Annotated in this window: 13 protein-coding genes and 1 pseudogene; 8 read left to right on the plus strand and 6 right to left on the minus strand. The window is 60.6% G+C overall.

The features are described from left to right. Positions 1-211 precede the first annotated feature (211 nt). Complete coding sequence (locus sphantq_RS21920; RefSeq protein WP_169571349.1) at positions 212-1,042, plus strand: 23S rRNA (adenine(2030)-N(6))-methyltransferase RlmJ; 831 nt, start codon at positions 212-214, stop codon at positions 1,040-1,042. A gap of 327 nt (positions 1,043-1,369) precedes the next feature. On the opposite strand, the gene sphantq_RS21925 is transcribed toward sphantq_RS21920, so the two are convergent. Continuing rightward, complete coding sequence (locus sphantq_RS21925; RefSeq protein WP_272800378.1) at positions 1,370-1,507, minus strand: hypothetical protein; 138 nt, start codon at positions 1,505-1,507, stop codon at positions 1,370-1,372. 342 nt (positions 1,508-1,849) lie between these two features. Here sphantq_RS21925 and sphantq_RS21930 point away from each other — a divergent pair, with 342 nt between their 5' ends. The 6 genes and pseudogenes from sphantq_RS21930 to sphantq_RS21955 all read left to right on the plus strand — a co-directional run. Further along, the gene (locus tag sphantq_RS21930; RefSeq protein WP_169571347.1) at positions 1,850-2,464 is read left to right on the plus strand and encodes a TetR/AcrR family transcriptional regulator; all 615 of its coding nucleotides are present in this window, start codon (positions 1,850-1,852) and stop codon (positions 2,462-2,464) included. 121 nt (positions 2,465-2,585) lie between these two features. Further along, positions 2,586-3,338 (plus strand): MipA/OmpV family protein, encoded by a 753-nt coding sequence (locus tag sphantq_RS21935; protein ID WP_169571346.1) that lies wholly within the window; start codon positions 2,586-2,588, stop codon positions 3,336-3,338. A gap of 256 nt (positions 3,339-3,594) precedes the next feature. Continuing rightward, entirely contained in the window at positions 3,595-3,723 is a 129-nt protein-coding gene (locus sphantq_RS21940) for a helix-turn-helix transcriptional regulator (RefSeq protein WP_235954936.1), read from the plus strand. 107 nt (positions 3,724-3,830) lie between these two features. Next, the gene (locus sphantq_RS21945; protein ID WP_272800379.1) at positions 3,831-4,250 is read left to right on the plus strand and encodes a helix-turn-helix transcriptional regulator; all 420 of its coding nucleotides are present in this window, start codon (positions 3,831-3,833) and stop codon (positions 4,248-4,250) included. Beyond that, a complete protein-coding gene (locus sphantq_RS21950) occupies positions 4,247-4,594 on the plus strand; it encodes a hypothetical protein (RefSeq protein ID WP_169571343.1) in 348 nt (115 codons plus the stop codon). Before sphantq_RS21945 ends, sphantq_RS21950 begins: the two co-directional genes overlap by 4 nt. A gap of 140 nt (positions 4,595-4,734) precedes the next feature. Beyond that, positions 4,735-5,033, plus strand: a pseudogene (locus sphantq_RS21955) (IS3 family transposase); the annotation flags it as partial. Positions 5,034-5,324: 291 nt separating this feature from the next. Here sphantq_RS21955 and sphantq_RS21960 read toward each other — a convergent pair. The 5 genes from sphantq_RS21960 to sphantq_RS21980 are packed head-to-tail and all read right to left on the minus strand — an operon-like array spanning position 5,325 to position 13,040. Continuing rightward, positions 5,325-6,197, minus strand: a complete 873-nt coding sequence (locus sphantq_RS21960) for an NAD(P)-dependent oxidoreductase (protein WP_272800380.1) — start codon at positions 6,195-6,197, stop codon at positions 5,325-5,327. Next, entirely contained in the window at positions 6,194-7,372 is a 1,179-nt protein-coding gene (locus tag sphantq_RS21965) for an L-rhamnonate dehydratase (RefSeq protein ID WP_066608138.1), read from the minus strand. Before sphantq_RS21965 ends, sphantq_RS21960 begins: the two co-directional genes overlap by 4 nt. Beyond that, the gene (locus sphantq_RS21970) at positions 7,369-8,634 is read right to left on the minus strand and encodes an MFS transporter (protein ID WP_242495948.1); all 1,266 of its coding nucleotides are present in this window, start codon (positions 8,632-8,634) and stop codon (positions 7,369-7,371) included. The genes sphantq_RS21965 and sphantq_RS21970 overlap by 4 nt, the downstream gene beginning before the upstream one ends. Positions 8,635-8,652: 18 nt before the next feature. Beyond that, complete coding sequence (locus tag sphantq_RS21975) at positions 8,653-10,332, minus strand: GH39 family glycosyl hydrolase (protein ID WP_272800381.1); 1,680 nt, start codon at positions 10,330-10,332, stop codon at positions 8,653-8,655. Positions 10,333-10,355: 23 nt separating this feature from the next. Then, positions 10,356-13,040 carry a TonB-dependent receptor gene (locus tag sphantq_RS21980; RefSeq protein ID WP_272800382.1) on the minus strand — a complete coding sequence of 895 codons (2,685 nt, stop codon included), beginning with the start codon at positions 13,038-13,040 and terminating at the stop codon, positions 10,356-10,358. A gap of 185 nt (positions 13,041-13,225) precedes the next feature. Here sphantq_RS21980 and sphantq_RS21985 point away from each other — a divergent pair, with 185 nt between their 5' ends. Then, on the plus strand, positions 13,226-13,954 hold the full coding sequence (locus sphantq_RS21985) for a FadR/GntR family transcriptional regulator (RefSeq protein WP_066608751.1): 729 nt from the start codon (positions 13,226-13,228) through the stop codon (positions 13,952-13,954). The last annotated feature ends 61 nt before the right edge of the window (positions 13,955-14,015 follow it).

Raw genomic sequence — 14,015 nt, forward strand, 5'->3', positions numbered from 1 at the left:
TTCGGCTATGCGATGATCGAACATTCCCATGCGCCCAAAGCCTTGCCTCTCTGCCTCTGCTAACGCTGGCTTGAAGCCTTGCGCAAAAGTGCGTTGAAGGTTTCCGCCTGACTTTATACTAGCGCCGGATTGGTTCCATCAATCGCTTCGCGCTCGTCAAACGCGCCTAGTGGCATGTAGAAAAGTAGATCGTCAGGATTTTTGAGGCGTAATGAATTATCGTCATTCCTTCCATGCCGGCAATAGCGCCGACGTCGTGAAGCACTGCCTGCTTATCGCCCTCGTACGGGCATTGCAGCAAAAACCGGGCGCATTGACCCTAATCGACACCCATGCCGGCTGCGGGCTATACGACCTCCACGGCGAGGACGCCCGCCGGACCGGCGAGTCCACCCAGGGCGTGCTGCAGGCCCTTGCCGACCCGAACCCGTTGCTGGACGACTACCGCGCCGTCGTACAGGCTGTAAATACAGGAGCCGAACCGCACTTCTACCCCGGCTCGCCGGGAATTCTAGTGCAGCTTTTGCGCCCGCAGGATTTCTTAATCCTCAACGAAAAACATCCCGAAGACGCCCATACATTGCGCGGCGTGATGCACGGCACATCGGCTGCCGTGCACGAGCGCGACGCTTATGAGCTGTGGCTGGCGATGCTGCCACCCCGGACGCCTCGAGGCGTGGTGCTGGTCGACCCGCCGTTCGAGCGGACGGATGAACGCGCACGGATCACTGCCACCCTCGCCGCCATTCACCGCAAATGGGCGCATGGCGTGACAGTGATCTGGTATCCGCTGAAAGACCGCGCCGCGCATTGGCGCTGGAGGGAGCAGATGCGCAAGCTCGGTATCCCGAAATTGCTGCGAGTGGAGCATTGGTTGTACGATGGCGATCAGCCCGGAATCTATAATGGCGCGGGCCTCTATATCGTTAACCCGCCCTACGCCTTCACGCAGGCGCTGCCGCCTCTGTTGGAAGCTCTGCGCGTCGCGCTTGCGCCGGAGGGGCATAAAGGCGAGATCACAACCGATTGGTTGGGCGATTAGCCCTCATCGCCCCCCTCTCCCAAAGGAGGAATTGCTGCGCTGCAGCTCGCACGAGCAATGTAAGCGGAGGCCCCCCTTGCGCGCCTACAATGCAGCGGCACGACCGAATATCATCCAGCACCTTGGGCGTGCCGCGCATTTTCAGATAATCAGGCGACGCGCAGATGACGCATCACTGCGACCTCAGCCGCCGGGCGATAAGATTACTGGTGTCAGAAAGGGTTCCGAACCGGATGGCGAGGTCGACATCGTCGCGTAGGAGGTCGCTTGTCGCGTCCGTCAATGTGAGGCTGCGGCTCAGATCTGTATGTGCTCGAGTGATCGCCGTCAGATCGGCAGCAAAACATTGCGACCGAACACGATCAGCATGTTGATATGCACGCGGCCGCTCAATATCTGATTGCTCGCGGACAAGGCCGATTGAACCGATATGACCTCGTCGCGGCCGAACATGCCGCCAGACACGCCTCTCCATCGGCCGTCAGTCGCATGTGCCCGGTTGTACGATTGCACGGCCTGAAGCCAAGCCGCTCTTCAAGACGCGCGATCGTCTTTCCCACCGCGGATTTGGCAGTCCCAGCCGCTCTGCGGCAAGCGGGTCAAAGCATCTATCAACGCGCGATCATCTTGATCGCCAGCCTCCCTACCCCTTCGCTTCGTGCGGCTGGTCATGCTCTGACCAGTTGTGTCCTGCGCAAGCCAATAACCTGACTTTCAGTTGGTTTTATATCCTTTTAGTTTAAAGGTCTTCCCTGTCTCACAACCGACTTCGCGTGACGGCGATTGACCAGCAGGACTAAGACCGCCTTGACTAGTGACGAGGGTAACGAACTAAACCGGAGGCGTCGCGGGCTGGCGCTCGAAGAAGCCATTCTGGATGCTGCATGGTCAGAATTGTCTACCAACGGCTATGCGAAGTTTACCTTCGAAACTGTCGCTCGCCTGGCCGGCACGAGCCGTCCAGTACTTTACCGACGTTGGCCAACGCGCGCGAGTCTCGCTTCCGCCGCGATCGTGCGGCACATGAACCGTAACCTCATAATTGTCCCCGACCTTGGCAACCTGAAAGATGAACTCCAATGCGCCATGCGGAAGTTTGCTGATCGCGCGCCTCCTAGTCTCATGAGGCTTGTGTTCGAAATGCACGAGGACATGGCTTCAGGAGAGGTGAATTTCACGGATGCGCGTTTCAGCGAGAACCCGATCGGCGATGTCATCGCACGCGGTGTAGAGCGTGGAGAGATAGATCCCGAGCGACTAAACGCTCGCGTCATGCGCGCGCTACCCAGCCTTGTGATGCACGAGATCATCGTGACCGCGCAGCCCATTTCGGACCAGACCATATCGGAAATCATCGATCAGATCTTTATCCCGTTGACGATGCCCCTGCCCGGTCCAACGCGCCACTCAGAGATTACTTAAGATACAATCTGTTTCTTATTGACGACAAAGCATGACATCGGCGATATGTGCGATGCGGGATTAAGGGCATGTGCCCGGAATCGAAGACGCGGACATTTCATTCGGTGGAGCGATCGGCTCGATGAACAAACTCATGAAGTTAAGTGCTAAGCCACTCTGCGCCGTTGGCATGATCTGGTTCGGCGCCTCGGCGCAGGCCCAGGATCGAATCGTTTTTGGTACAGGAGTTGCGGTCGCGCCGACCTATCAAGGGTCTGGAGACTACCGGGTGCTGCCGTTGCCGGCGATCGACATCAAGAAGGGGACGTTCTTCGCGAACCTGCGTAATGGCATCGGGATCGAGCCAATTGATACAGGGGTGATATCAGCAGGTGTCAGCGCTGTATTTGTCCAGGGCTATCGGCGTCGCGACGTTCCAATCGGAATATCGAAACTGCCTGATGGCCTGGGTGCTCGCGCATATACAAATGTGCGCTCCAGTGGCGTGATTGGTACCTTCGGCGTTACAAAAGTCATATCGGGCGGGACAGGCGGGATTATCGCTGATGCCAGCGTCTCCTATCCTGTCAGCATATCCTCAAAATTTTCCCTCACGCCAACAGTAGGGGCCACCTGGGCGAATCGGGAGCATAACAGTCAGTATTTTGACGTAGGCAATCTGGAAGCATCTGCTTCTGGGCTTTCCCCTTTCTCTACGGGGGCGGGATTTAAGGATATCTCAGGCACCCTCACAGCGACCTATCGATTGACGGACCGAATTGCATTGAGCGCAACCGGTGGTGCGACTACCTTGCTCAACAAAGTGAACGAGAGCCCCCTGGTTGGCCGTGCGACCCAGCCCTTTGGAATGGTCGCGCTTACTTACCGTCTCTAGCAACGCTGCGGCAGCGGGGCGCTTTTGTCTCTCTACATACGTCGATCAGCCAACCAGATCTCATTGCCCTTCTACTGTGATTGCGGCATAGTCAGGCCTGGCGGGCAGACCTTCTGAATAAGGGTTGGCCATGAAGTCTGACATATCTCAATTTTCTGTAGGCCCGGCGACTTCTGCGGATGCAGAGCCGATCTATCGAAAGGACCGCCGGTCAGACCGGCTCTTGCGGACACCTGATGTCACCGCAAGAACCGGGATGTCCGTCTCAGCTATCTATAGGTTAGAAACAGCCGGTCGCTTCCCTCGCCGCCGCCGTATCGGATTGCGCTCTGTCGCCTGGTACGAAAGCGATATCGAGGAATTCGTTGCTAATCCGTCAGGCTAACGTACAGATACCGGCTGACCACTTCATGTGCCGGCCGCAGCCCGGCGTCCGACCATGTGCTTCTCGATAAATGTAGTTTCAGTTGGTTGCGGTAGCATGATCCGACATTGCAACAACAGTGGGAAGAATTCCGTCAGGTTCAGATGCACTTAACCGATTTGATCTTGCAGAAGAAATACGTAGTGGTACTATCCTATCTGCGGGCAGACCAAGAAGGAACTTGGTTTGTATGTTTGAATGTAGCAAAAAATGCGGGGTTTCCCATGGCTGAAACTCTGCAAGGTGCGGCCGGGCGTCGCGCTTCAGAATCTGTAACGGTTGATTTTTCCACGCAGATGATAACGGTCGTTGATTTTGCGCGTCTTGCTCGACTGTCGCGACGTCAAATCGATAGGTTGCGGCAGCGCCGTCCAGGAAATTTCCCCCGCGAGTTTGAATTGGGAACAGGGCACACAAAATATCGCCGTTGTCCCCGATTTCGATTATCAGAGGTTCAGGCTTGGCTCGACAGTAGAGCACTGTGGTGAACGATGTTCGTATGCATGCGGACAGCTATGGCACGGTCGTCGTTAATCCAATTTATCGGCACTTTCTCCAAGGGTCGCTGCACAGGTTTCGAAAGACAGGAGGGTCAGCGGCCGTCGCGTATACACATCGTCCCAGCAGCGCCGATGCGGCGGCGCTGGACGGCCGAGGTCAAGGCGCGCATCATCACCTCGATTTTGAACCCAGCGCCGACATCGCGGAAATTGCGCGAACGCCTGGACTGCTGCCGCAGCAGCTCGACGCTTGGCGGCATAACAGCATTACGGGCAACAGCCTGCTCCACCAGTACTTCCTGAAGGGACCGATCTCAGCCGGCACTCTATAAGGGAACTCGAAGCAGTTGCTCACGCCATTAATATGCGACTGCGAGAGGCGCTCAGATGGAGGGCGCCTGCAGAAGCCCATGACCATTCCCCCCCACCCCGCGGTATGAAGTCGGTGTTGCGCCGACCGTTTGAATCCGGAGGATATGTCTCAATCCGATACTCGGAGCGCCTTGCCGAAGTCGAGATCGAACCCTGGGTTGGTAGCGTAGGCGACTGCTATGCCAGTGCTTTGACCGGAAAGATCAACGGCCTTTAGAAGGCGGAGGTGATCCACCGCAGAGGACCGTCGCGACCCTCTAAGGCCGTTGAATACGCCAAGCTTGAATGGTTGAAATGGTTCAACAGCCGATGCCCGTACGAACCCATCGGCGATATCCCACCTGCCGAAGCCGGGCACGATATTACGCCATGCTGGACGACGTCTCCATGGCTGCATGACTTAAACCAAACGGCCTCCGGTAGACTTGGTACGGTTCAATCGACACGTTCGGCGCGTCGGTGAGTGTTCGAGCAGTTTGATTACAATGCCGTCTATCGCGATTTTTATCGCGGTTTCGTTTGAAGAGTTGAAGCTTATGTGCCAAGTCTCAGAAACCGACGGAAATCCGTGGGTTCTGGCTACGTAAATTCTAACGCCAATGTCCGCTGCAATGTTACGAATTCATTCGAATTCAGCATTTTCAGAATACCGTAAAGCGTTGGGGCGTCCGCCTCTCTCGCCCTCGATTTTCACGCTTTTCGCAGCTGCTCCACGATCGCCGCTATGTCGCGTTCCCCCTCGCCGGCCGCATCGGCTTCCGCGAAGCGTTGTCGCGCTGCCTGGGCTATGGCGGAGGGGATGCCGGCATCGGCCAGGGCCTGGGCGGCATAGCCCAGATCCTTGGCCATCAATGGCACCAGAAAATGCGGCGCATAATCTCGATCAAGCATCCGGCGACCCACCCCCTTCACCATCGGGCTGGCGGGCGCGCCGTCGAACAGGATCGACATCGCCTGCTCCATGTCGAGGCCGCGCCTTTCGAACAGGGCGATGGCTTCGGCCAGGCTGGCGGCCTGCACGCCGCACAGATAATTGTTGGCGAGCTTGACCGTCGCGGCGCTGCCCATCGGACCGAGATGGACGAGTGCGCTGCCCATGGCGTCGAAGGCAGGGCGTGCGGCGTCGATCGCATCGGCGTCGCCGCCGACAAGGAAACGAAGTATGCCCTGCGCTGCCTGGTCCCGGCTGCCCGTGACCGGAGCCTCGATGAAGCGCACGCCATGCGCGACGGCGTCCCGCGTCAGTTCCAATACCCAATCGCTGGTCAGGGTGCTGGATTCGATCGCGATCGCGTCCCGATCCATGACGGCAAGGGCGCCGTCGTCGCCGGTCCAGACAGTCCGCGATACATCATCATTGGCCAGCATCGCGACGACGATCGATGCGCCGCTGGCCGCGTTTGCCGGCGTTTCGGCGATCCGCGCGCCGGCCGCGCCCAGTGCCTCCGCCTTTTCGCGGCTACGATTCCACACCGCCACCTCGAATCCGGCGGCGATCAATCGCCGCGCCATGCCGGACCCCATAATGCCCAGTCCCAGAACGGCGACTTTCCTGTTCATCATCCGATCACCTTGAAGCGCGAGAGGGCGGCCTCGTCTATTTCGAGGCCCAGACCGGGGAGAGTGTCGTCCAGATCGATATAGCCGTCCACCGCCTGCGGTTCGCCTTTGAAAATATACCAGAAGAGTTCGTTGCCGACCTCCACATCGACCATCGGGAAATATTCGGCGATGGGGCTGTTCAGGCTGGCCATCACGACATGATAATTGTGCATCTGCCCGGCATGGGGAACGACGGGGATGGAATAGGCCTCAGCCAGCGCCTGGATCTTGCGGGCGGCGGTGATGCCGCCCACGCGGTTGGTGTCGAACTGGAAATAGTCGAGCGCCTTCGCCTCGATCATCTGGCGGAAGCCGTAGCTGGTGAACTCATGTTCGCCCGCCGCGATCGGCGTCGTGCCGAAGCGGCGCAGCTCATGATAGCCGTTGATGTCGTCGGGGATGATCGCCTCCTCCAGCCAGCGCAGGTTGAAGGGTTCGATCAGGCGCATCATGCGTTTGGCATAGTCCAGGCTCCAGCCCATATAGGCGTCCGCCATGATGTCGATGTCGTCGCCCACGGTTTCGCGCACGGTGCGGATCAATTCCACGTTGCGCGCCATGCCCGCGGCCCCGTCGATCGGCCCCCAGCCGAAGCGCAGCTTCATCGCCTTATAACCTTGCGCTTTGTAGGCGGCGGCTTCCTGCGCCAACTCATTCAGCGGGATCGAATAGAGGCGGCTGGCATAGACCGGGATCTTCGCCTTGGTCCGGCCACCCAGCAGGCGAAACACGGGTTGTTTGGCAGCCTTGCCCATCAAGTCCCAGATAGCGATGTCGAGCGCGGAGATCGCGACCAGCGCCACGCCCTTGCGCCCGAACGCCATGGTCTTGCGATACATATGTTGCCACAGGAACTCGCTGTCCCACGGGTTCTGGCCAATCAGCAGGGGGCTGAGATACTGGTCGATCATCTGCTTGGTCACGAGCGGCGCGAGCGCGGCGTTGCCGATGCCGACCAGACCTGCGTCCGTAAAGATTTCCACGATCAGCCAGCCATGGAAAGTGAAGGTGCCCATCGTCTCGGGCGACAGCATCGGCGAGACAAGATCCATCGGGTTCGTGCAGAAATGCGGCGGCAACGGCACGGTCTCGCCTTCCCACTGGACGACGCGGGTGCGGATTTCGGTGATTTTCAAGGAACGGCCTTTCGCATGAAGGTGATTGGGACGATGCGGGGAATGGCGATGCAGATCAGCGCGAAGGCGATCAGGTGCAGGGTCGCGGCGACGGTCAGGACCAGGGTGTAGCCAAGCCCGGCGTCGAGCGCCCAGCCGGCCGCCTGCCCCATGACGATGCCGCCGAACGCGCCGCCAAGGCCGACCAGGCCGGCGAGACGGCCGAGCGCGCTGCGTGGAGCAAGGTCGGTCGGCAGGGTCATGACCAGGGTGGACCAGCTTTGCTGCCCAAAAAAGGCGAGACTGAAGATCGCGATGATCGCGGCGATCGACCCGGTCGTGGGCGCGAACATCACCCAGGGCATACAGGCGGCGCTCAGCCCCAGGGCGATCTTGCGCGCGGCATCGACCGAGCGGCCGGACGACAGAAGACGACTGGAGAGCCAGCCACCGCAGAGACTCCCGACGCCCGATGCGGCATAGGGTATCCAGCCGATCGTCGCAGCCTGCTTCAGGTCGAAGCCATGTGCCTCGAACAGATATTTGGGCAGCCAGAAAAGGTAGAAATACCAGGCGCCGTCGCTCAGGAACTTGGCGGCGACCAAGCCGCGCACTTCCCGGCGCGCCAGCAGCATAGCGATGGTCGGGGCGGGGCCGTCTGCTTCATGCGTGTCGCTGTCCGCGACCGGCGGCGTGCGATAGGTCGCGAACCACCAGAGCGCCCAGCCCAGCCCGAAAGCGCCGGTGACAAAGAAGACCCAGCGCCAACTCGACAAGCCGAACCAGTCGCCATAGGCCAATATGCCTGCGATCAGCGGCGGGGCCATCACCGCGCCGGCCGCCGTCCCGGCATTGACGAGGCCCATGGCGGCGGCGCGGCGTTCGGCGGGAAACCATTCGGCGATGGCGCGGGTAGCGGCGGGGAAGCCCCCGCCCTCCCCTACGCCCAGCAGCAGTCGGCTGACCATCAACGCCGCGATGCCGCTGGCCAACCCGTGGCTGGCGCAGGCGAGCGACCAGAAGATCATGATCGCCAGAAAGCCGCGCCGGGTGCCCCACCGATCCAGCAGCCAGCCACCGCCCAGATACATGAGGCCATAGGTGGCGAGGAAGGCGGAATCGAGAAACGCCTTGGTTTGGTTGCCGATCGGAATATCGGCCTCGATATATTTGATCGCCCAGGGCAGGGTTTGGCGGTCGAGATAGCTGATGGCGATGGCGACGGCAATCATCGCCGCGATCGCCCAGCGTCCCGCGTAGGACCGCGTCCCCGCTCGCTTCATGGCCGCCACCTTTTGCCCTTACTGGCCATCGAGGATGATAAGGGCGACGCCCTGGCGCGGCAGGCGCAAGTCGATGCTGGCGCCGCCGCGCTGGCCTGTGGCTACAGGCAGGGTTTCGGCGCGCATAACCGATGCGGCTTCCAGTTGCTTATACTGGTCCTGATCGGGGGATTGGGGCGACCCCATTTTTTTCCAGGCGGTAAAAGCGTTGGCATGATCGCCATCGACCCGCCACAGCTTCGCCTGTGCAGGCTTGCCCTTAATGCCGTTCAGGCTGAACTTGACCTGCGCGTCCGGCCCGGCGACGTCGTCGTCATGATAGTGCCAGACGAGCAGCGCTATCTTGCCGTCGGCGGTGCGGGTGGCGATGGAGCCGATGTCGGCATCCCCCTGCACGCCATGCTGCATCAGCGCGTCCAGCGGCACCTGGGCATTGTTGGTCGTGGTCAGTTTTGTTTCACCCAATTGCGCGAACAGGCGAAAGACGTTGAGCACTGGCAGGTCAACGCCATTGGTGGAAAGCTGGCGATAGCCCGCGAACCAGGGCTGGTCCTCAAACTCGAAGGACCAGGACACGACGCCTTCCAGATTGACCTTCCGCCTTTCGGCCAATTCCCAGATGCGCGCGAAGCTGGCGGCGGTGTAGCTGCTATACATGGTGCCGTTGCGATAGGCGTTGGCCGGTCCCGGACAGGCGGCGCAACCTTCGGGGTCGCTTTCGCCGATGACGACGGGTTTATTGGCAAGCGAGGGGATCGACAGGACTTTGGTGAAGCCGCCATCGGTTTCGCGCAGATGGGTGGCGATGCCCATGCGGACATGGCCATCGACAAAGGTCGGCCGCCCCTTTGCATGGAAGGACAGGAAGTCGGTCGGCGTGCCGGTCCGGCCGGTCGCATAGTTCTTGCCTGACGAGACATGCTTCAGAAAGCCGTCCATGAAGGCGCCGCCCGGCCCCGCGACATCCGGTCCACCGACGCGCGCGGTGGGCAGCGCCTTGCGCACGGCGGCGATGGCATAGTCGTGCAGCTTGTAGAATTCTTCGGGACTGGCGCTCCAGTAGAAGGCGCTGTTGGGTTCGTTCCAGACCTCGAAATACCATTTCTCGACCTCGGCCCGGCCATAGCGCTCGATATTGTGGAGCGTCCATTGATGGATCAGTTCGGCCCATTTCTCATAGTCCTTGGGCGGATAGGTCCAGCCTGTCGCGATCAGATTATAGGCGAAGCCCGGACGCCAGCTATGGCGATAGGGCGTGCCGGCCGGCGCGTTCGCCATGGCCTCTGGCGTGAAGCCGATCTGGAGATAGGGACGGATGCCCTGTTCCAGATAGGCGTCGATGATGCCATCGACGATTCCCCAATTATAGACCGGCCTGCCGTCCGTTGTCTCCGTATAGGCGTTAGTGCTGCCCCATTTGAAGGCGGCGGTGCCATCTCCGCTGCTCAGCAGATTATGGGCGCGGAAATAGACCTGCCCCTTTTTCAGTTCGCCCAGTTCGACGAGCAGCTTGCGGCCGTCCTTCATCGTCGCATAATTGGGTTCGTCCGCGCCGAAGAAGCGCCAGATCGGGGGCAGTTTGCCCACCGGTTTGGCCGCGTCCACGCTGATCGCGACCTGTCTGGCTTCCTGCGCCTGGGCGGCGTGGGGCAGCGCCATCAATATGGACAGCGAAGCGATCACCCTGGAAATCGTCATATGGCATCCTCTCGATAGGAACATCAGATCTTCGCCCGGAACCCGACCGCGAAAGTGCGCGTGTAGAGAACGGTGTCGCGCGGGTAGAGGCCGGGGTCTTTGAACGAGGTCTGGTAGAGATTTTTGAGTATATTGGTCGCGTCGGCGACGATGGTGAAGTTGGGATTGATCTCATAGGAGAAGGACAGGTCAAGATTGCTGATCTGGCCGTTGGTGATGAAATTGGGATTGACGCCGGTGAAGTGCAGGCCGGCATTGTAGGTGTCGCGCCAGACATAGGAGGCGCGGGCGGAAAAGCCGCCCGTTTCATAGATGAAGGTGCCGGTGGCGGAATATTTGGACACGTTTTGGAAAGGGATGTCCATAAAGCCGGTGACGCCCGGCAGCGGCGAGAGCGCCTTGTTCTTGCCGTCGATATAGGTGCCGTTGGCGCTGATGCCGATGCCGTCCAGCCAGGTCGGCAGTCCCTTGGGGAAAAAAGTGAAGCCGCCCTCTATCCCCTGCAACTTGCCTGACCCCGAATTTTCCGGCCGGGTGATCTGATAGACGCCATTGTCCGCGCCCAGATAGTCGATGTCGAAATTGCTGGTGACCGACTGGATGAAGCCGCTAACGTCGCGGCGGAAGATCGTCGCGGTGATCGAACTGGACCGATCGATATACCATTCGAGCGAGAGGTCGTAATTGTCCGACCGCACCGGCTTCAGGTCGGCATTGCCGCTGGAGCCGCGGCCGAAGGGCTGCTGCCCCGGCACCGGCGGGGTCAGGGTGAGCGCCGGATTGAGCTGGGCGAAGCTGGGGCGGGTGATCGTCTTGCTGGCGGCGAAGCGCAGGAAGAGATTGTCCTTCAGCTTGTAGCGCAACGCCAGGCTGGGGAGAATGTCGGTGCTCCTGTTGCGGATGGTGACGGGCGATGTCGCGCCACGCAGGACCAGGAAGGCGTTGGAGGTGATGTCGGTGCGGATGACGCGCACGCCGATCTGGCCGTCCAGTCGGCCGACTTCCACATTGGCCTGACCATAGCCGGCGTAATTCTTCTCCTCGATGTCGAAATGTTGGGTATCCTGAAAGGCCGGATCGCCCGGCGCAAGGCCGAACAATTGGCGTAAGGAGCCTATGTTGTTCAGCAGATAATCGGTGGTGGGCGTTGCCCATTGGCGCACGAATTCCCGCGTGCCGGTGTAAAAGTCGCCGGGCGTGACCGTCATGAGGCCGGGCAAGCTGGCCGCCTTGATGCTGTAGCATTGGACCGCACCGGTCGCGGAGCAGTTGATGGTCTGGGTGAAGCTGTCGGATTTGGCGTTGCGCTTGCTGAGACGGATGCCGGCGTCGAGGCCGGAGAAGATGAGGAAGGGCGCGCGCCAGGACAGGTCGCCGCGCCAGGCCAGTTCCTTGCCATCGCCGATCGTGCGGGTGGTGGACAGGCGCGAGAGATAATAGCGCGACGGGTCGGCCATATCGTCATTGGGCAGGGTGAAACGGGGCGCGCCAGATCCGTCGTTGAACACCGCATCGGTGCGCGAGGCGATGAAATCCACGTCCAGATTGTTGCCGATGTCGGTCGCCTTCGACCGCGTATAGGAAAACTCGGTCGATGCCTTCCAGTCGCCGCTGGTCCAGTCGGCGCCCAGCGCGCCCTGCCAGCGGTCCGCCTTATTCTTGTACGCGCCGCCGAAATTGGCGACGCGGCCATTGGCGATGCTGAGCGACTGGACCAGTTTTGTATCACCCACGAAAACCAGCGGCGACAGCAGAGCGCCGTTCATCGAGGTGAAGTTCTGGTTGCTGTTGCCGCGTTCACGATAGCCGTAAAAGAGTCCGTCTGCGTGGATGGTCAGCCGGTCGTCGGGCGCCCATTGCAGCGTGGCGTTGATCGCCGGGCGGGTGCGCGTGCCGATGCGGTCGAAAGCGCCGATGACGTCGGTGCGGAAAACCTTGGGATCGGTCGGGCTGGCGCCGCGCGGATCGAGCGGAACGCCGGGGGTATAGGGCGCTCGGCTATTGTCGAGATTATAGCCGAAATAGCCGCCGCTATAGATGGTTTCGTCGCGATAGCGGGTCTTGTGATAGGACAGGCTGACCAGCGCGCCGATTTCGCCGATGCCGGTCGACCAGCGGTTGCTGATCAGCGCGCTGGCATAAGGATCGATCCTGTCGGGCTGTTCGCTATAGACTTCGCGACCGGCCAGCGCGAATTCGAAGCCCTTGAAGTCGAAGGGGCGGCGGGTGCGGACGTTGATGAGGCCGGCGATGCCACCTTCCAACTGATCGGCGGAGCGCGATTTGTAGACGTCCACGCCGGCAACGAGGTCGGCGGGCACGTCCGCCAGCGAGAGCGAGCGGCCGGTGGTGCTGAAGATGTTGCGGCCGTTGACCAGCGTCACCACGTCGGGAAGGCCGCGGATCAGCACGGTCGCGGACTCGCCGCGGGCGCGGGGCGATACCTGGATGCCTGGCACGCGCTGGAGCGCCTCCACCACATTATTGTCTGGCAGCTTGCCGATATCCTCGGCCACGACGGAATCGACCAGTTGCTGCGCGTTGCGCTTGATATTTTGCGCCGACGAAAGGCTGGCGCGCATACCGGTCACGATGATGTCGCCATCGCTCACCGACTTGGCGCTCTGGTCCTCGCCCGCCTGGGCCAAGGCGGACTGCGCCGCCAGCAGGGCGAACAGCGATATGGACAGTTGCACGCTATTTTTCATGACATCATCCCCTCCGAGTCATTTTTTATTTCTCATACTAGATTACGAATGTTTGAAACCAATTCAAGCCATAAATTGACGGAGTAATGAATTAGGCCCAAAAGCTGACTATTTTCCTCAGACCAATGATCCGACTGGCTTGGATCGGACTTGACGACCATGTTGATAGGGCTGACGAAGGCTGCATGATGCAAGCAGACGACCATCCCCTGGCCCGCGCCTCCAGTCCGGCGCAACGCGCAGTCCATGACCGGATCGCCCATGATCTGGGCGTCGCGATAGTCGGCGGGCGCTATCAGCCGGGCGATATTCTGCCGGGCGAGGAGCGGTACAGCGCCGAACAGGGCGTGTCGCGCACCGCCTATCGGGAAGCGGTCCGCGTCCTGTCCGCCAAGGGCATGGTGTATAGCCGAACCAAGAGCGGCACACGCATCAACGACAGGTTGCGGTGGAACATGCTGGATCTGGATGTCCTCGCTTGGATGTTCGAGGCCGGGCCGACGCCGGAATTTCTGCGCGATATCTTTGAGTTGCGCATCGTCGTGGAGCCGGCGGCGGCGGAGTTCGCGGCGTTGCGCCGTGACGGGCAGGATATTTCGCGCATGGGTCACGCGCTGGAGGAAATGCGGCGCTTCGGCCTGCAAACCGCGGAGGGGCGCGCGGCCGACCAGAGTTTCCATCGCCTGATCCTGCTCGCCACTCGCAATGAATCGCTCATCACCTTGGCCACCTCGGTCACGGCGGTGGTCGCCTGGACCACGCGCTTCGCCCGTGACGAGCGCAAGGAATCGCGCGATCCCATGCCGGACCATGACGCCGTGTTCGACGCGATCATGCGCGGCGAAGGCGAAGAAGCCCGGCGGAAGATGCTGGCGTTGATCCGCAACGCATCGGCCGACGCAGGAATGCTGTAAGCGATATTGATCTATTTCTCATACTAGATTATGGCTTTTAGAGACGCGGCGGCAGACCGCC

The organism is Sphingobium sp. AntQ-1 (genome assembly GCF_028538045.1).
GTDB classification, from domain to species: domain Bacteria; phylum Pseudomonadota; class Alphaproteobacteria; order Sphingomonadales; family Sphingomonadaceae; genus Sphingobium; species Sphingobium cupriresistens.